Source organism: Halorhabdus sp. CUG00001 (assembly GCF_009797925.1).
GTDB lineage: Archaea > Halobacteriota > Halobacteria > Halobacteriales > Haloarculaceae > Halorhabdus.
The window spans coordinates 2,079,734-2,097,169 of record NZ_VOLB01000001.1 but is presented as its reverse complement, the minus strand read 5'-3'; the positions used below and the strand labels follow the sequence as shown (position 1 = coordinate 2,097,169).

General features: G+C 61.0%; 20 protein-coding genes, 1 tRNA gene and 1 pseudogene. 16 read left to right on the top strand and 6 right to left on the bottom strand.

Going from position 1 to position 17,436, the window contains the following annotated elements:
- Positions 1-109 precede the first annotated feature (109 nt).
- On the top strand, positions 110-1,780 hold the full coding sequence (locus FR699_RS10425) for a sensor histidine kinase (protein WP_158855370.1): 1,671 nt from the start codon (positions 110-112) through the stop codon (positions 1,778-1,780).
- Positions 1,781-1,897: 117 nt separating this feature from the next.
- Here FR699_RS10425 and FR699_RS10420 read toward each other — a convergent pair whose 3' ends face one another.
- Positions 1,898-2,383, bottom strand: coding sequence for a 50S ribosomal protein L11 (locus FR699_RS10420; protein WP_158855369.1), 486 nt, complete (start codon positions 2,381-2,383; stop codon positions 1,898-1,900).
- 124 nt (positions 2,384-2,507) lie between these two features.
- Positions 2,508-2,708 (bottom strand): hypothetical protein, encoded by a 201-nt coding sequence (locus tag FR699_RS10415; RefSeq protein WP_154552831.1) that lies wholly within the window; start codon positions 2,706-2,708, stop codon positions 2,508-2,510.
- Positions 2,709-2,818: 110 nt separating this feature from the next.
- Between FR699_RS10415 and FR699_RS10410 the strand changes: the two genes are divergently transcribed.
- The 6 genes from FR699_RS10410 to hisH all read left to right on the top strand — a co-directional run bounded on the left by FR699_RS10410 (position 2,819) and on the right by hisH (position 7,613).
- On the top strand, positions 2,819-3,931 hold the full coding sequence (locus FR699_RS10410; protein ID WP_158855368.1) for a GTP-binding protein: 1,113 nt from the start codon (positions 2,819-2,821) through the stop codon (positions 3,929-3,931).
- Positions 3,932-3,935: 4 nt separating this feature from the next.
- Positions 3,936-4,394 (top strand): TIGR04206 family protein, encoded by a 459-nt coding sequence (locus tag FR699_RS10405; RefSeq protein ID WP_154552833.1) that lies wholly within the window; start codon positions 3,936-3,938, stop codon positions 4,392-4,394.
- 62 nt (positions 4,395-4,456) lie between these two features.
- On the top strand, positions 4,457-5,215 hold the full coding sequence (locus FR699_RS10400) for a VOC family protein (RefSeq protein ID WP_158855367.1): 759 nt from the start codon (positions 4,457-4,459) through the stop codon (positions 5,213-5,215).
- A 12-nt stretch (positions 5,216-5,227) separates the two neighbouring features.
- Positions 5,228-5,353, top strand: a complete 126-nt coding sequence (locus FR699_RS13425) for a hypothetical protein (protein WP_255470256.1) — start codon at positions 5,228-5,230, stop codon at positions 5,351-5,353.
- Between the two features lie 363 nt (positions 5,354-5,716).
- The gene (locus FR699_RS13350) at positions 5,717-6,715 is read left to right on the top strand and encodes a CAP domain-containing protein (RefSeq protein WP_233263396.1); all 999 of its coding nucleotides are present in this window, start codon (positions 5,717-5,719) and stop codon (positions 6,713-6,715) included.
- 232 nt (positions 6,716-6,947) lie between these two features.
- Positions 6,948-7,613 carry an imidazole glycerol phosphate synthase subunit HisH gene (gene hisH, locus FR699_RS10390; RefSeq protein WP_158855365.1) on the top strand — a complete coding sequence of 222 codons (666 nt, stop codon included), beginning with the start codon at positions 6,948-6,950 and terminating at the stop codon, positions 7,611-7,613.
- A 1-nt stretch (position 7,614) separates the two neighbouring features.
- Here hisH and FR699_RS10385 read toward each other — a convergent pair.
- The 3 genes and pseudogenes from FR699_RS10385 to FR699_RS10375 form a co-directional block, all read right to left on the bottom strand.
- Positions 7,615-8,931 (bottom strand): annotated as a pseudogene (locus FR699_RS10385) (RNA-guided endonuclease InsQ/TnpB family protein).
- A gap of 3 nt (positions 8,932-8,934) precedes the next feature.
- The gene (locus tag FR699_RS10380; RefSeq protein ID WP_158855364.1) at positions 8,935-9,075 is read right to left on the bottom strand and encodes a DUF2080 family transposase-associated protein; all 141 of its coding nucleotides are present in this window, start codon (positions 9,073-9,075) and stop codon (positions 8,935-8,937) included.
- A gap of 231 nt (positions 9,076-9,306) precedes the next feature.
- Complete coding sequence (locus FR699_RS10375) at positions 9,307-9,597, bottom strand: hypothetical protein (RefSeq protein WP_154552836.1); 291 nt, start codon at positions 9,595-9,597, stop codon at positions 9,307-9,309.
- Positions 9,598-9,686: 89 nt separating this feature from the next.
- On the opposite strand from FR699_RS10375, the gene FR699_RS10370 reads away from it, so the two are divergent.
- The 4 genes from FR699_RS10370 (at position 9,687) to fer (ending at position 11,410) form a co-directional block, all read left to right on the top strand.
- Entirely contained in the window at positions 9,687-10,076 is a 390-nt protein-coding gene (locus FR699_RS10370) for a Rid family detoxifying hydrolase (protein ID WP_158855363.1), read from the top strand.
- Positions 10,066-10,269 carry a hypothetical protein gene (locus FR699_RS10365; protein WP_154552838.1) on the top strand — a complete coding sequence of 68 codons (204 nt, stop codon included), beginning with the start codon at positions 10,066-10,068 and terminating at the stop codon, positions 10,267-10,269. The genes FR699_RS10370 and FR699_RS10365 overlap by 11 nt, the downstream gene beginning before the upstream one ends.
- 28 nt (positions 10,270-10,297) lie before the next feature.
- A tRNA-Ser gene (locus FR699_RS10360) sits at positions 10,298-10,379 on the top strand.
- 641 nt (positions 10,380-11,020) lie between these two features.
- Positions 11,021-11,410, top strand: coding sequence for a ferredoxin Fer (gene fer / locus FR699_RS10355; protein WP_154552839.1), 390 nt, complete (start codon positions 11,021-11,023; stop codon positions 11,408-11,410).
- 158 nt (positions 11,411-11,568) lie between these two features.
- Here the strand turns inward: fer and FR699_RS10350 are convergent, their stop codons facing one another.
- Positions 11,569-12,975, bottom strand: coding sequence for an ATP-binding protein (locus FR699_RS10350; RefSeq protein ID WP_158855362.1), 1,407 nt, complete (start codon positions 12,973-12,975; stop codon positions 11,569-11,571).
- A gap of 257 nt (positions 12,976-13,232) precedes the next feature.
- Here FR699_RS10350 and FR699_RS10345 point away from each other — a divergent pair, with 257 nt between their 5' ends.
- The 5 genes from FR699_RS10345 (at position 13,233) to FR699_RS10325 (ending at position 17,391) form a co-directional block, all read left to right on the top strand.
- Positions 13,233-14,216 carry an A24 family peptidase gene (locus tag FR699_RS10345; protein WP_158855361.1) on the top strand — a complete coding sequence of 328 codons (984 nt, stop codon included), beginning with the start codon at positions 13,233-13,235 and terminating at the stop codon, positions 14,214-14,216.
- A 227-nt stretch (positions 14,217-14,443) separates the two neighbouring features.
- On the top strand, positions 14,444-14,815 hold the full coding sequence (hisI, locus tag FR699_RS10340; protein ID WP_158855360.1) for a phosphoribosyl-AMP cyclohydrolase: 372 nt from the start codon (positions 14,444-14,446) through the stop codon (positions 14,813-14,815).
- Between the two features lie 4 nt (positions 14,816-14,819).
- Entirely contained in the window at positions 14,820-15,992 is a 1,173-nt protein-coding gene (locus tag FR699_RS10335) for a hypothetical protein (RefSeq protein ID WP_229770472.1), read from the top strand.
- Positions 15,993-16,058: 66 nt separating this feature from the next.
- Positions 16,059-16,589, top strand: coding sequence for an orotate phosphoribosyltransferase (pyrE, locus tag FR699_RS10330; protein ID WP_154552843.1), 531 nt, complete (start codon positions 16,059-16,061; stop codon positions 16,587-16,589).
- An 85-nt stretch (positions 16,590-16,674) separates the two neighbouring features.
- Positions 16,675-17,391 (top strand): phosphoribosyltransferase family protein, encoded by a 717-nt coding sequence (locus tag FR699_RS10325; protein WP_154552844.1) that lies wholly within the window; start codon positions 16,675-16,677, stop codon positions 17,389-17,391.
- Positions 17,392-17,436: the final 45 nt, after the last annotated feature.

The following is a 17,436-nucleotide window of genomic DNA, read 5'->3' as shown; positions in this document are numbered from 1 at the left end:
AAGCGACACTTAAACCCGTCGAACCGTCAGGACGGCAGGTAACGTCGATCTACCGCCGGTTGCCGTCGACCGCGGAGCTTTTCACCGCTCTCGGGCCTCTGTTAGCCCGATGCGCCTCCGGACGACGCTGCTCGGCGTGTTACTCCTCGTCGCAGTCGTCCTCTCGGGGACGATCTACGCCGGGTTCACGATGCACAAAAACGGCGTCGTCGACCAGGAGCGCGAAGACGTCAAACGCACGGCCGCTGTGGTCGCCAACCGGATCGACGCGCGCCTGACGACGACAGTCGAAGCCGTCGATCTATGGGGAGCGAGCATCGCCGTCACGAGCGATGGCCCGGTTGGACAGTTCAGCGCACTGAATACGTTCACCAATCGGACGGCATTCGATAGAGCCGGGCTCTACACGGCAGATGGCGTCCTCACCTTGGTCGCCGGATCGGGACTGACGCCCGAGGACTTCGAGACACTGGTCGGGCACAACTACACGGACGAACCGTTCGTACAGGAGGCACTCGCCGGGGACGTCTACGTCGGGCAGCCGACACAGTCGGTAACGGGCCAACACGTCTTCCGAATCGCCGCCCCGATCAGAACCCAGAGGGGCTCCGTCGCCGGCGTCTTCAGCGGGACGTTCGAGATCGGCGACGGATCACTGCTGGGAGACATCGCCAGCGTGGGCCACGACGACGACCGAATTCGGATCACGGCAAACGGAACGACGCTACTGGCAGACTCTTCGGCCGATGGGAAGACACTCGAAGCGACCGCGACCGTCGGACAGACCGGCTGGACCGTCGCTGTCGAGCGCCCGCGATCGACGATCGCTGGCAGACTTACCCTGGCGACGGCCATGCAGTTTGGTGGCGTGTTCATCGCACTACTGGCGGTCAGCATCGTCGGCGTCTGGATCTCACGAACGACGTTGACGCGTATCCGAGACCTCCTCGAAGCGGCGGCCGATCTGGAATCTGGGGCCTACCGGACCGCCCTCGACCTCGGCAACATCGAGGAGTGGCGACAGCTAAGCGAGCGGTTCAACTCACTGGCGGAGACGCTAGAACAGCGGGACTCCCAGTTGCGCGTGCTCAATCGCGTCCTCCGGCACAACCTGCGCAACGACATGAACGTGATTACGGCCCGGGCAGAGCGGGCCTTGGCCGACGACGACACGCCGGCATCAGTCAAACAAGACGTCGAGCAGATCCACGAGACTGCGACCCGGCTCATCAACACGAGTGAGCACGCCCGGACGCTGTACGACGATCTCCTGGCGACGCCAACACAGACGATCGAACCCGTCGACGTCACGACGATCGTCGAACAGCGGACGGAGAGACTGGCCGCAGAGTACCCCGAGAGTACGATCGAAACGACGCTGCCAGAATGTGCCTGGGCGCTCGATTCGACGGCGGTCCCGATCGTCGTCGAAGAGATTGTCCGGAACGCGATCGTCCACAACGACTTACCGGAAGCTGAGCGAACGGTGACCGTCACCGTCGAACCGGAACACGACTCGACTGAGTGTATCGAGACCGAACACGAGACGCGGATCGTCGTCGCCGATAACGGTCCTGGGCTGCCGATGGTCGAAGAAGCACTGCTGACCAATCAATTCGAAGAGACACCAATCGAACACGGTAGCGGGTTGGGCGTGTGGTTGGCAAACTGGCTCATCGACCAGCTCGGAGGGGCCGTCTCGGTCTCGACGGGCATCGACCGAGGAACCACCGTCACGATCCACTTGCCAGCGCCCGCGACGCCGCCGACGGACGAGTAACCGAGCAACGTGGCGCGTCGTCGGGTGAGAAACGAGTACGACGGGCGAAAAGCGAACAGAGGCTCGGCTCTCCCGATGCACTCACACGCCAGCCAGCAGCAGGAGTGGCCGGACGTCTCAGGCAGTCTCGGCGGCCAACGTGTCGTCGTAGGCACCGTCGTCGATCTGTGCAGCCACTTCGCGGGGGTCGTCGCCCTCGATAGTGACGCCCAGGGAGACACAGGTGCCGACGATTTCCTTTGCGGCTTCGGTCAGTTCGTAGGCCAGCAGGTCGGGGTGTTTCTGCTCGGCGATGGTTTTGACCTGCTCGATTGAGAGGTCGGCGACGAACTCATCGGCGGGCTCGCCACTTCCGGTCTCGAAGCCGGCCTCGTCTTTGACCAGTGCGGCCGTCGGCGGGACGCCCACGTCGATCTCGAAGGAACCGTCTTCCTCGTACTCGATAGTGACGGGGACTTCCGTACCGTCGAAGGCCGCTGTCTGGTCGTTAATGTCCTGTACAACGGCCTGGACGTCGACCGGCGTCGGGCCGAGTTCGGGGCCGAGCGGCGGTCCGGGATCGACCTGGCCGCCAGCGACGAGAACTTCGATCGTTTCAGCCATACACGAGAATCCGTCGGCGCAGAGTTAAGAATTGCTTTTCGATATCGGCACCGCCATTCGTTGACGGGGATGGAGAGAGCGATTCGAAACCGCCGCCGATGGTCGCCTGCACGCGACCGGACTGTCACTCGACGGCGATCCCGTTCCGAGCGAGAAAATCACTGGCTCGCTTGATCTCGACCGGGCTGCCGATAATCCGGACACCCGCGTCCTCGTGGCGGACCGTCACTGTAAACCGATCGGTCAGGGCTGGCCCGACGGTCTCGAGAGCGTCGGCCGGGAGCTGAATCTGGGTGCTGTCCCGGAAACGGGCGGCGGTTGACATCGGTTCAGTTCTCGCCGTCCCGTCGTATCAGTGTATCGGAATCCCGATCCGACGCGATCGACCGTCTCGGACGGAAGCCCTTTTGAGGGGCGACGGCCGAGGATTCGACGATGGGCCTTGAGGAGGAGATCCGGGAACTCGAGGAGGAGATCGCATCCACCCCCTACAACAAGTCGACCGAAGAGCATATCGGCCGCCTGAAGGCCAAACTCGCCGAGAAAAAGGAGGAGTTCGAAAAGCGCCAGTCCGGTTCTGGCGGTGGACCGGGGTACGCCGTCGAGAAGACCGGCGACGCCACGGTCGCTCTGGTTGGGTTTCCAAGCGTCGGCAAGTCCACGCTGATCAACGCCCTGACCAACGCTGACAGCGAAGTCGGTTCCTACGACTTCACGACCTTGGACGTCAATCCGGGGATGCTCCAGTACAACGGCGCGAACATTCAGCTACTCGACGTGCCAGGATTGATCGAGGGGGCTGCGGGCGGGCGCGGGGGCGGCAAGGAGGTCCTCTCGGTCGTCCGGACGGCCGACCTCGTGTTGTTCGTCCTCTCGGCGTTCGAGATCGAGCAGTACGAGCGCCTCCGGGAGGAACTGTACCGGAACAAGGTGCGGCTCGACGTCGATTCCCCCCGAGTCACCGTCCGGAAGAAACACAAGGACGGCATCTCCGTCAACGCCTCCGTCGACCTCGATCTGGACGAGCAGACGATCAAAAGCGTCCTCCGGGAACACGAGTTCGTCAACGCCGACGTGACCATCGGCGAGCACATCGACATCGATCGCCTGATCGACGGCATCATGGACAACCGCGAGTATCTCCCCTCGATCGTCGCGGTCAACAAGGTCGACCTGATCGATCCGAGCTACGTCGACACCGTCAAGGCAGATCTCCGGGACGTCGACGTCGATCCCGAGGAGGCCATCTTCATCAGTGCCGAGAAAGAGAAGGGGCTGGACAGTCTCACCGAGCGCATCTGGGACGAACTCGGCCTCATTCGCATCTACATGGACAAGCCGGGTCGGGGGATCGACTACGAGGAGCCGCTGATCCTCACCGCGGGCGATACCGTCGGCGACGCCTGTGAAAAGATCGGCGGGCGCTTCGACGATCGCTTCCGGTTTGCGCGCGTTTCCGGCGAGAGCGCCGCCCACGACGACCAGCAGGTCGGCCGTGACCACGAGCTCACAGACGAAGACGTGCTCCGGATCGTCGTCAATCGGTGATGGCGTGCCCACGAACGATAGCGCTCGGATACGGCTCTGTGCTGTCCTCTCGTTGCTGGTGGTTCCCTGGACGGGACTGCTGAGTGACGGATACGTGACACTCCTGGTACCCTGGGGACTCCTCGATCCGTTCGGCCCCCACCTGACGCTCCTGCCGGAGTACCTCGCCGCCACGGGCAGTGGCCCGCCCCCCTTCCTGTTCGCCTGGCCGCTCGGCGTCGGCATCTACGGCCTGGCAGTGATGAGCGCGCTCGGTGAGACGATAGAGCGCGGTGATCCGCGCCTGACCGGTGGGCTGCTCGTGCTCGTCGGCGTGACGCAGTTGACGGTCGCCTGGGGATTTGTACGTCGCGGGAGTTACGTTGTCGTGCCACTGGGAACCCTGCTCGCCTGGACGATCGCGTGGTGGTTCTACTGGCCGGACTTGCGAGCGATCGGCCGATTCGAACGCTATCGGGGCTGACACGCCGTCACGTACCCTCCACCTCCGGCACGTTTTTCGGCGACGCGCTCGTCCATTCAGACATGGACGGCACACTCGATCACGTCATGATGCGCGTCGAGGACTTGGAGGAATCACTGGAGTGGTACCAGTCCCACTTCGGCTACGAAGAGGTCGATCGCTGGGAGGCCGAGACGTTCACCAACGTCCACCTCGCCCCCGAAGGCGTCCACGAGGGCGGCGCGACACTCGAACTGACCTACAACCACGACGGGCGCTCGTACACGATGGGCGACGCCTGGGGTCACATCGCCGTCCGCGTCGAGGATGTCGAGGAGGCCTATTACGAACTCATGGACGAGGGCGTCGAGGACTACCGCCGGCCCGAGGACAACCCGGGCTATGCCTTCGTCAAAGACCCGGACGGCCACGAGATCGAGATCGTCGAGCGCGATCACGGCGCGCGCTGGAGTCTCGACCACACGATGCTCCGCGTCGAGGACGCAAACGAAGCGATTGGCTGGTACACACGCGCGCTCGAGTACGATCTCTTTCGCCGGAGCGAACACGACTCCTTCGCGCTGTACTTCCTGAAACCAGCAGACGCCCCACAAGAAGCGATGTCCGTCGAGTTGACTTACAACTACGACGGGCGCTCCTACGAGATGGGCGACGCCTGGGGCCATCTGGCGGCCCGCGTCGAAGAGGGCACCCTCGAAGACGCCTGGGAGACGCTCTGCCGGCGCGAAGCCGAGGACTACCGCGATCCCGAATCCTGTGACTACAACTACGCGTTCACCAAGGACGCCGACGGCCACGAGATCGAGATCGTCGAGCGGTAGCGAGGCCGAGCGATGCGAGGCCTCGATACGAGCGAGCAGGGAAGAATGATCCGCGAGCAGCGAGACGCGAGCGAGGCGAGCGTCTCGGATGTGGCGAGCACCTACCCGGCGCTCATCGAGGGGTCGCTCCGGCGGTGAACTCAATTCACGAATAGATTGTCATAGAATCCTTCGCAGGCGATCTGGGACGGTATACCCTGAGAGGAGCTGTTAGATCAGATACGATTGCAGCAGACCGTGCAAGATACAGAGGATATATCCAGCAACGCTCTTCAGAAGCAGGTTGTTGGTAGCACTGCCGAAACTCGGCCTGTACTCGTCCGATCCCAAGTTCAGCCGTTGGCAACCGTGATTTGAACCAGTTTCATCTGATTCTCAACAAGCAAAGTTTCCAGGATTTATCGCTTACTGTGAGTTCTAACTGCGCCAATAAATGACTCACCGATTCAACAGGAGAATGCCTAATAAATTATTTATCTCTGAAATATTTAGTGTTTGAGTATGTATTGGGGCCAGATTGCAATTGCTGCTGTTAGCGCAATCGGAGCAATCTGGTTTACTGTCCAAAACGAACAGAGCATAGGAACCGGCTTTGCTATTGGCGTAGTCGTCTACATTTGTGTCCGATGGGTGATTGCATGGGTATACCGTATCCGTTATTGGCTCAACCGAGGCACCCAGGGAATCTATTATGAGCGGTGTCCCAACTGTGATGCTCAGCGATACAGAAAGCAGGGAAAATGGATTCTAAAATGCCACACGTGCGGATGGAAACCCGGTTGGCCGGGCTTCCGATGGATTACTCGGTCTGTCCCGAGTATACAGTTCCGGCGCACCGTAATTGGTCCGAAACTTCTGGTTGTGGTTGTTGCGGCCGTATTGGTCGTCTCAGGATTAACCGCTGGTGTTACTATCGGTAGTTTCGATTCAGTAGCGGACGGAAGTGCGCTTGCAGGCGAATCACCCTCCAAAGCAGGTAACGACAATACTCCCACTCCACAGACCGACAGTTCGCGTCCGACAACAACCGATACTGATGACAAGGGCCTAAACAACACGAGAATCGGACGGTGGATCTGGATTTATACTAACATTGAACGCTCCCAGCACGGACTGAGCAACGTGAGTTATGCCCCGCGAATCGCGAGCGCTGCCCGGGAACATTCCGAAAACATGGCTAAGCACGATTACATCGGCCACACTGAACCAAACGGAGAAACCGGAGAAGAGCGCTATCAAGACGTTTGTGATTATACTGGGTCGGGATACTCCTTTGGTGAGAACGCTGCCAGTGCATACTATGAGGAGAGCTTTACTGCCTGGGGCACAAACGAGACTGTCTATCTGACCACAGAAAAAGAGTTAGCGAAGTACTTAGTCAATGGATGGATGAGGTCTGACGGCCACCGGGCAAATATCCTCAATGAGGAGTGGACTGAACTTGGCGTCGGAATAGCGGTGTCTGGTAACAAGGTATACGCTTCCCAGACTTTCTGTTGAGTCGTTTCGGGCGGTCGTGCCAATACTTGGAATCCCCTGGTTGAAACCGTTCAGACGAGGCACAAATAGTGGGGTGTAGTGAGCTGACCCTCGGTAGGAGGGGTGCTGCACTTGCGCCCTGTATCTTGCTTGCGAGTCTTGACAAGACCTGAACGGATAGCGCATGCAGATCTTGCTATGAGACGCTCCCACGAACGGAAAGGGACAAGACTGGGCGTGACGAACGGCTCGTATGAGCGAGCGCGGGCGGACGACCCCAGAGATCGTGGTCGTCGATTACGGACTGGGCAATCTCCGGAGTGTCACTCGCGGCCTGGAGCGGGCCGACGCCGCGGTGACGATCTCGGACGATCCCGCGGACATCGACGCCGCCGACGGCATCGTGCTGCCGGGTGTGGGCGCGTTCAGCGAGGGGATGGACAACGCCGGCCCGTTCCGGGACGTCCTCATCGAGGCGGCCGAGGCCGGGACACCACTGCTCGGGATCTGTCTCGGCATGCAGATGCTGTTGACCACCAGCGAGGAAGCCGACCACGCCGGAGAGGGCGATGCCGAAGGGCTCGACTTGATCCCCGGGACGAACGTCCGGTTTTCGACCGATCAGAAGGTCCCTCACATGGGCTGGAACGAACTCCGGGTCGAGCGCGACCACCCGGTGTTCGACGGGATTGACGGCAAGTACGCGTACTTCGTCCACTCCTACTATGCCGATCCGAACGACGAGGGAGCCGTCGTCGCCAAGACCGACTACGGCGAGCGCTTTGCCAGTGTCGTTGCCAACGAGGCCGGCAACGTGATCGGGACGCAGTTCCACCCGGAGAAATCAGGCGAGACGGGACTGACGATTTTACGGAACTTCGTCGCCTACGTCGGTGCTGAAGCGTCGACAGCCGAGTGAACTACCCCTGCCTACTCGCCGCCGTTGGCGGCTCCTTGAGGCAGGGGCTTCCTGTTTCCACGACGCGCTTTGCAGACACAACCGCAGTGTCCACAGGGAGCGCAGTCTCCACAGGCGTTGACGAATCGCTCTGCGATTCGTTCGCCCGCCAGAAATCGGAGATTTCTGGGGACGTTAATTCGGAGTGACCCACTCCTAGGTCGGTGAGTCCGCGAGAAAGAACGTTCCACGCCGCGTTTGCGTCCCTGTCAGCCTCAAAACCACAGGCAGGACAGGAGTGTGCACGTACCCACAGCGGTTTCTCGGTTTTGACGCCACACTGAGCGCACTCTTTGGTGGTGCCGTCAGGGTCAACCTCCACGAAGTGCGCGCCCTCGCGTTTGCACTTGTATTCGAGTAGGTCGGTGAATGTATTCCACGCCGCTGATGCCGCGTTGCGGCTGTTACGCGGCGATTCTATCATCCCTTTCACGTCGAGGTCTTCGACCGCGACTAGCTCGTACTCCTGAGCGTAGTAGTTCGAGAGTTTGTGTAGGAAATCACGCCGCTTGCGCTTGATTTGCTGGTGGCACTCAGCGACATGCTAACGTTGCTTCTCCCAGTTGTTCGACCCATGCTCTTTGCGTGAGAGCTTCCGTTGCTCTCGTTCAAGTCTGTCGCGTTCGTCCGAGAGATCAAGTGAACCAACTGCTGTGCCGTCAGTGTCGTGGGCATACTTCAGAATCCCCACGTCGATGCCAACCATGTCGTCGGCGTCAACATCTTCAAGCGGCGGTTTGGAAGGTTCATCCTTGTCGTCAACGGCGAAGGAGGCGTACCACTCTCCAGTCGGCTCTTTCTTGATCGTGACTTCCTTGACAGTCTCCTCATCTGGAATGTCCCGGTGGCACTCAATCGGTATATCCGCAAGTTTCGACAGCGAGAGTACAGTCTGACCGTTCTTCTTGTCGAACTCGAAGCCAGACTGGACGTAGGTGAAACTGTGGAAGTCTCTGGGTGCCTTCCAGTTGAGGTTCCCGACGTTGTATCCGTTCTCTTTCAGTTCGGAAAGTGCTTTGACGCTACCCTCGATACGCATCACAGCGGCCTGTGCAACCGTCGAGTACAGATCGTTTAATCCATCCCACCAGTCTTTGAGGTCGGCAAGTTGGTCGCGGACTTGTCGCACTCGTTGATTGAGTGTTCCTTCAGACTCAGGAATCTCGTTAAACTCACTGAGCGCGTGGTTGTAAAGTTGCCTACAGGTATCGCGGTGGTAGTCCAGCAGTTGCTGCTGTTCGCCGGTTGGCTTGAGTCGGAACCTGTAGGCGCAGTGCATCGGTTAGTCGGTTGGTTCTGATGTTCGGACGATTTTCACGTCTGCGCCACGCCACCGTTTCGGAACGAGGACGTGTGCGCCGTTGCCGGTGGCTTTCACCTCGCCTTCGATGACTTCGTGGCCTTCAATTTCGTGTCTATCCATTACCAGTGTTTAGACATTGTTTCAACATAAGCGTGTCGGTTCGTTGGCCTGTGGGCCAGCAACGGGAAGGTACAAAAGAGACAAAGACGGCGCTGTATCCCCTTCCTACTGCGTCCTCAGAAATCTTCGATTTCTGATGTGCGAACGAGAACTCCGTTCTCGTTAACGCTACTCGGTCGCTCCGCTCCCTGCGTTACTCCTTGAGGAAGGGGGCTTAGCGCCTGCAATCAGCTAAAGCGACGTCACGACGAGTGTTGCCGCCCAAGCCACCATCCCGATTCCCAGGACAATGCCGAGCCAGCCGACGATCTTCAACACGCGGGGCGAGAGCTGGTCGGGATCGATTCGTTCGGGGTTGTTGACGACGAGGCCACCGAACACCGTCAAGACGGCACCGACACCGACCTCCAAGACGATCGTGACCGTCGGCTGCTCGCCGAAAAGCTGCTGTGAGACACCCAAAGACAGGTTCCCGAGTCCGAGCATGAGCACGCCCAGTCCGTAGCGAAAGCGGTCGTTCATACCAACGCCGTCGACGGGCACTCAATTAAATACGGGGTATCGCCCGTCACAAAGTGGGTTTTATGCGCTTGGCCGACACGCTAACACACATGAAACGGACGATCGAAACCGACGACGCGCCCGCCGCGGTCGGGGCCTACAGTCAGGGAACGGCGACCGAGGACCTGGTGTTCACCGCCGGCCAGATTCCACTGACGCCCGACGGTGATCTGCTGGACGACGCCGCGATCGACGTACAAACCCAGCAAGCCCTCGAAAACGTCGAAGCCGTCCTTGCGGAAGCAGGCGTGAGTATGGCCGACGTGCTCAAAGTCACCGTCTATATGGCTTCCATCGAGCGCTTCGACGCGATGAACACCGCTTACGAGGAGTTCTTCGAGGACGAGCCCCCAGCCCGGAGTGCTGTCGAGGTGGCGGCGTTGCCCAAAGGCGTCGACATCGAAATCGAAGCCATCGCGACGACTGGCGATGGAGAGTAACTGGCCGAATGGGGCAGTCTGGGGACTGGTCGGCGGGCTCTCGTATCTGGTGTTGCTCCAGGGCTACGAGCTTGTGAGTGCGATTGCCGTCGATCCGCTGGTGAAGTTCGGGACGGCCCTGGCAGTGACGATCGGGGCGAGCATACTGAGTGCGATCGTCGGTCCACGGCTGGCGGAGAACGTAAACGCTTAACCGCGCCCGCACTGAACAGCAACCGCGAGCCAGGATGGCCGAACGGTAAGGCGCACGCCTGGAAAGCGTGTTCCCCTTCGGGATTCTGGGTTCAAATCCCAGTCCTGGCGTCTTCTGTGAGGAACAGACGTGACGAGCGAAGCGACCAGTCTGGAATTTGAAGCCCTGGAAGTCACAGTCCCGGAACGACCGAGCGTTGCGAGGGGGCGAAGCGACCTCGAGGTGCCGAACGGCGAAGCCGTGAGGCAGGAGGTCACACGCCCGGAACGTCTTCCTCCGGTTCAAACACCGCGGGACGCATCGCGTCCCGCGAGGCTCGCAGACGCTCTGCGTCTGCTCACCACCGGGAGACTCACTTCGTTCGGCTCCCGAAGTTCGCCTCGCGAGGCTCGGCGAACTCCCAGTCCTGGCGTGGACGACCCGAACGTTGTGAGGGGTCGCCGAACTCTCGAACGGGGAGAGCGCGGTCGAGGGAAGTGAGACCGCGGGATTGGGAACGGGGAACGAACTGACCCGTGAGCGGAGCGAACCGTGAGAGACGCGAGCAACTCGCGAGCGGCACAGATGCAATAGGGCGGGTGTGAAGTGCGGCCGGATGGAGAGACATAAAAGGCGACGCCAGACGGTGCGTGTACCAGGTGGTCGAAAGTGGCACAATCGACCGTTTTCCGGGGATTTTCGCCGGCGTTTCCGGGAAAGCGACTCCCGGAACAGCAAAGTCTAACAGTCAGGGGTGTGAACACTGGCAGTGATGCCCACTGTAGAGTACCTCAACTACGAAGCACTGGACGACCAAGGATGGGACATGGACGACGACGACCTCTTCGAGAAGGCCGAGGGGGCCGGTCTCGACGACCAGGATTACGGGACAGTCGAAGTCGCCGAGGGCGAGTACGTCCTCGAAGCCGCCGAAGCACAGGGCTACGACTGGCCGTTCTCGTGTCGGGCCGGTGCCTGTGCCAACTGTGCCTCCATCGTCAAGGAAGGCGACATCGACATGGACATGCAGCAGATTCTCTCGGACGAAGAGGTCGAAGACAAAGGCGTCCGCCTGACCTGTGTCGGCACGCCGGCCACCGACGAGGTCAAAATCGTCTACAACGCAAAGCACCTCGATTACCTGCAAAACCGCGTCATCTAATTAACAGCGTAAAACGCTCGTTACACAGATGCGGTCCCTTCGAGGGGTAGCGACAGTTCGGACCAGCTGTTTCCGGCCTGAACTAGCTCCCTCCTGACCGTTTCTCTTCAGCACCAACTGCGTTCAGAACAGATCTGTGTTTTCGGGTTTCGTTCGGACTATTCGGACAGTGTTTCAACGACGCCGTCAACTGTGAACAGACCGAGGCCGTCCCGCTCCTCGGCTGCTTCCTCCAGTGACGACACGAACCCGCTTCGGCTGAACAGTGCGTACTCGTAGTTTACGTCGCCGTCGGTCGGCGACCACTCGATTTCGGGTGCCTCCTGTTCAAGCTGGGCGAGAACATCGTACCCCATCGGTTGCTGCTGGAATTTCGCTTCCCCGACCAGTAGCGTGTCGCCGTTCGTCGGGGCCACGATATCGATCTCGCGTCCGTCGGTGTCCCACCACCGACCCGGGGATTCCGTGAACGTGTACACGTCTCCGTACTCGTAGAGAACGGCCCGCTGACAGAGTCGTTCGAACGACGAACTGACGAAGTCCGGAAGATGTGGTTCGACCAGTTCGTCGTATGCATCCGCCCCGAACACTTCGTACCGAGACGAGCGACCGTGCACGAACCGGAACCAGAACGCGAACAGTTGGTCCCGGATTCGATACCGGCTGTTCCGACTCCGGGACGGGTCAACCGTTACTGGGTACTCCTGCTCGATTATCTGGAGTTCCCGCAGGCGGGAGAGGTAGTAACTCGCGCTGTTGGCGTTGATACCAGCAGCCTGGATGATCTCGTTTCGCTTGTGGTTCCCCTCCGCCACCGCTTTCAGAACGGCGAAATACCGATCCACCTCGTCCAGTTCCCGGTACAGGACGTCCTCGGGCTCCTCATGGAGGCCGCCATCACGGAGAAGCAAGGTTTCCGTAATGTTTCCCTGGAGTGACTGCGTGTCGTCCACAGCACGGAGGTACTCCGGCGTCCCCCCGAACACGCCGTACGCGATCACCTGCTCAGCCGGCGCGTAGTTCGGGAAGAACTCCATCGCGGCACCGAACGGTAACGGGCCGATTTCGAGTTTTCCGTTCGGCCGTTTCGAGATGCGACCGTACAGCGGTGAACTCCCGTCGAGCGCGATTTTGTGTATCATCCCGATCGCCGAGCCAGTCAACACGAAGGTCGTAGCCGTATCAGCGACTTCGTGATCCCAGATCCGCTGGATAAGGGACGGGAGCGCTTCGTTTTCGTCCACGAGGTACGGGAACTCGTCGAGGATTACGATCGCATCCTGTTCAGCGAGGTACGTGAGAACATTCTCCCAGTCTTTCCGAATCCGGTTGACTCCCGGGAACACCGTTGCAGCATCAGCGATGAAGGAGTCGAGTTGCTGCTCCGTTGTCCCGTGTGCAGCTTGATGGTACACCGCGTCGTCACGGTTTTCGATGGATTTGACAACGAGCGCTGTCTTGCCCATCCGCCGACGTCCGTAGACGACGCTCAACTCCGCAGAGTCACTGTCGTATAAATCGTGGAGTCTGTCGAGTTCTTGTTCTCGGTTCACGAACGCAGGCATACCCCACCTTTGAACCACCAGCACATAAAACGTGCAGATAGCGTAGCTCAAACTATCGTAGCTCAAACTACGGTAGTTGGAACAACGGAACGTTAGAGTATGTAAATACGGGGGTAAAGAGAACCGCGTCATCTAACGCGTCCCACTCTTTCGTCGTTGGGAACCCGACCAGTCGTAGAGACAGCAGTCGCTCGGGAGAGACGATAGGGGATGAGTGCTTCCACAAGGGCTAACTCCCGGCCACGAGAGATGCGACTGTGAACGCGACGCTTCCGGACCTGCTCAGGCTCGTCGTCGTGCCCGTCCTCGGCTGGGCTGCCTGGCGGGACGTGCGAACGCGGCGAGTGCCGAACCGAACGTGGCTCCCACTTGGCGTGCTTGGAGTCGTCTTGCTGGCCTGGGACGGGTGGCTGGCCTGGACTGGGACGAGCATGCAAGTTGTAGACCCCAGGCTATTCGCCCTGCGTGTGGCGTTTAGCCTGGGATTGCTAGTGCCGTTTGCCTACGCCTTCTGGTGGTTCGGTGGGTTCGGCGGTGCTGACGCCAAAGCGTTGATCGTCCTGGCGATTATCTTCCCGACATATCCGACCTACCTGTTCGACGGGTTCGTCCTGCCGGCACTCGAACCGACGCTGGGTGTGTTCTCGCTGACGATCCTCTCGAACGCCGTGCTCGTCGGGCTGGCGTACCCGCTCGCACTCGCCGGTCGGAACGCCCTGGGCGGCCACCTCGGCAAGGCGATGTTCATCGGGCGACCGATCTCGGCCGAGCGTGCGATCGAGGAGTACGGCCGACTCCTGGAGACACCCGCTGGCTTCACTCGCCGGGGGCTCGATCTCGATGCCCTACGGATGTACCTGCGCTGGCGTGGGTGTTCGCTCTCTGACCTCCGGGCCGACCCAGAAGCGTATCGCGATCCCGAGTCGCTCCCGGCCGATCCGAACCCGCCCGGTGATGGGTCGATTCCAGTCGGCGAGGACCGTGTGGCGCTCCCGGACGGCGGGGAGTTCGACGACCCCTGGGGAGCCCAGGCGTTTCTGGACGATATCGACAGCACGGCCTATGGGACGACGCCCGAGGGGCTTCGGGAAGGGCTGGATGTCCTCGCGTCGGCCGAAACCGTCTGGATCACACCGGGGATCCCGTTCCTCGTCCCGATGTTCGGTGGCCTGCTGGTCAGCCTGACGGCCGGGGACATCCTCGTCTGGTTGCTCTCGCTGGTCGGGCTGGGCGCGGTTTGAGTCGACAGTGAAACGTGGGTGATCGGGCGGCTCGCTGTGGGTGGACGTGCCCATCCGGACGAGCCTCGCCATCAGTGGACTCGTTTTCGGGACCGGCTGGGCCGGTGAGTTGTCCGCCATCGGCGGAAGCGAGGCTCACAGTCGGGCCATCGCGACAAAAGGTGTCTGCAACGACAGCTTCGATCGCGACAAAAGGCCTATGCGGGGACACCTCCGACTGGGAAGATATGACTGGCGCCGAGGTCGATCTCGCCTTCGACGAGCAAACGTATCTCCCGGCAGTGGCCCAAGACGCCGAGACGGGCGACGTCCTCATGCTCGCGTACGTGACACGGGACGCTCTGGAGCGAACGCGCGAGACCGGGCTGGCACACTACTACTCGCGGAGTCGCGACGAACTCTGGCAGAAGGGGGAATCGAGCGGCCACGTCCAGCACGTCGAGGAGATCCGCGTCGACTGTGACGGCGACGCCCTGCTGTATCTGATCGACCAGGAGGGTGGAGCCTGCCACACGGGGTATCAGTCCTGTTTCCACCGGACGATCGACGGCGAAGTCGTCGGCGAGCAAGTTTTCGACCCCGAAGCCGTCTACGAGTGAATCCATGAGCGAGCACGCAGACGTCTCGGCGGTCGAGGACGTCCAGGCCGACGCCGAGGCACTGGTGGCCGAGCTAGAACGGACAGCGACAGCTTACGAGCAGGCGTGCAAGCGGGTCGAAGAGGCCGGAGAAGACCGACTCGTGCAACTCAGGGAGTATTACGACGAGATTGCGGGATTGCTGGATCGCTACGAGGAACAGGCGACCAGTGACGGTGAGACGGACGTCGACATGGAGGCGTTCATCGAATTTCAGGAGAAGGTCGGTCGATTCATCGAGCGATTACCCGAGGACATAGATCACTACGACGCCTTCGAGGCGGTCGACGAGCAGATGCACCAGCGGTGGGTCAAGCAGTCGGACTTCGAGGCGGCACGGGATGCACTCCAGCCGATCGCGACGCTCGTCGAACGGTTAGACGAGCGAGAGCGTGCCCGCGACCAGTATCGGGAAGCGCGCCACGACGTCGCCGCCCGCGAACGCGAACTGGCTCGACAAATCGACGACCTGGAGTCGCTGCTGGCGCTGGGCGATGCGGACTTGAATGCCCCGGTCGAGCAACTGCGGGAGCCGATCGAGCAGTACAATCGCTCCGTCAGTGAGGCCTTCGAGACGTTCAAACGCGATCGATCGACCCGCGACGTGCTGGCGTTCGTCGAGGCGACCAAGACCGATCCGTTGGTCGAATACAGACAGCCCCCGACCGATCTGGCGACCTACGTCACCGATAGCGAGGCCGGGACGGAATCGATTCCGACGCTGCTCGAATACGCCGAGTACTCGATCTCGAAACTACAGCACTACGTCCCCGATGCCCGCGAACTGAAACGCAACGTCGCTACCCACCAGACGTACCTCCGCCGGCTCGACGCCGAGCCCCTGACAGTAAGTTGGCCCCCGCCGGATCCGGAGACGCTGTGGTGGCGGTGTCGGGAACTGATCCCGGTCGTCGGCAAGTTTGCCCCCGACGGGACGGTGACCAAACTGCGGACAATCCGGGAACTACCAGAGACAGTCGACTACGAGCGCCTGCGGGAGAGTGTCCGTGCCAGAGAGCAACTCGACGACGACGAACGCGAACGGCTCGAAAGTGGGGCCGTCGAAGACGAGCTGGCGACCGTACGGCCCGCACGCGAGACGCTCGGCGAGGCCCTCGACGCCCACCCGGAGCGATAGCGAAGCAGCGACCGAGCGCACCGATTCCGATGGCTATTATACCTCTCCGCTTGCGGATTCGAGCACATGGCAAACCAGGACCTCATCGACGCGCTCAGGGCAGCAGACGCCGTACAGTACGGCGAGTTCGAACTCTCACACGGCGGCACCAGCGACTACTACGTCGATAAGTACGTCTTCGAGACCAGTCCCGACTGTCTGGGGGCGATCGCCGAGGCGTTCGCCCGGCGACTGGACGAGACGACACTCGCCGGGGTCGCCCTCGGTGCGGTCCCACTGGTCGCGGTCACGAGCGTCGAAACCGAAAGCCCGTACGTCATCGTGCGGAAACAGCGCAAGGAGTACGGAACGGGGAACTTGATCGAGGGCGACCTCGAAGCCGGTGAGGAAGTCGTCGTCCTCGAAGATATCGCCACCACCGGCCAGAGCGCTGTCGAGGCCGTCGAGGCACTGCGCGAGGCGGGGGCCGTCGTCGATCGCGTGCTGGTCGTCGTCGATCGCCAGGCGGGTGCTGCCGAGAACCTCGCCAAAAGAGACGTCGAACTTGAGTCACTGGTGACTGCCGAGGAGCTACTGGCCGAGCGAGACGACGAGTGAGAGTGCGTCCGACCCCACGAAAGTGTATAGATCTCCGTTCTTCCCATTCGAAATATTCACGTTCGTGACGTGACAATGGGTGCGTATGAGACGAGACGAGAAGGCAGCCCTCCAGTTGCGGGCCGTCTCCATGCTCCGAGAGCTGAAAGCGACCCGTACGTACGACACCCTCGCCGACGAGACAGGTCTGTCGGCGGGCGATCTCAACCGTTACGTCAACGGCCACGTCCTCCCAGGCGTCGAACGCGCCCGGCGAATCGTCGGGGAGGTTGGCCCGGACGTCCTCGCCGGTGAGATCGAAGCGCGGATCGACCGAGACGAGGACGGCTACGTCGACAACACCGCGGTTGTCTTCGATCAGACACTACTGGACCTGGTGGCCGGCGTCGCCGTCGAGTCCGAGGGTCTCACCGCGCCCGATGCCGTCCTGACTGCAGCCACCGACGGGATCACGTTTGCCAGCGCAATGGCGAGACAGTTCGACGTGCCCGCCGTCTACGCAAAGAAGTCCCGCGAGACTGCCGTCCCCGAATTCGTCGAGGCCCGCCAGCGGGTCACACCGGGCATCGAGATCACCTACTCGCTGCCCGCCGATGCGCTCGATCGCGGTGACGAAGTGATCGTCGTCGACGACTTCGTTCGCTCGGGCAACACCCAACAGCTGTTGCTGGAACTCACCGAAAAGGCCGGTGTCACCGTCACAGCCGTGATCACGCTCATCGCCGTCGGTGACGACGGGATCGAATCGGTACGAAACCGGGCCGACGCCCCCGTCGTCGCGTTCACGTCACTCGCCGAGTGATATACAAGTTCTTGTATACTTTGGGCGTAGATAAATAAACGATTA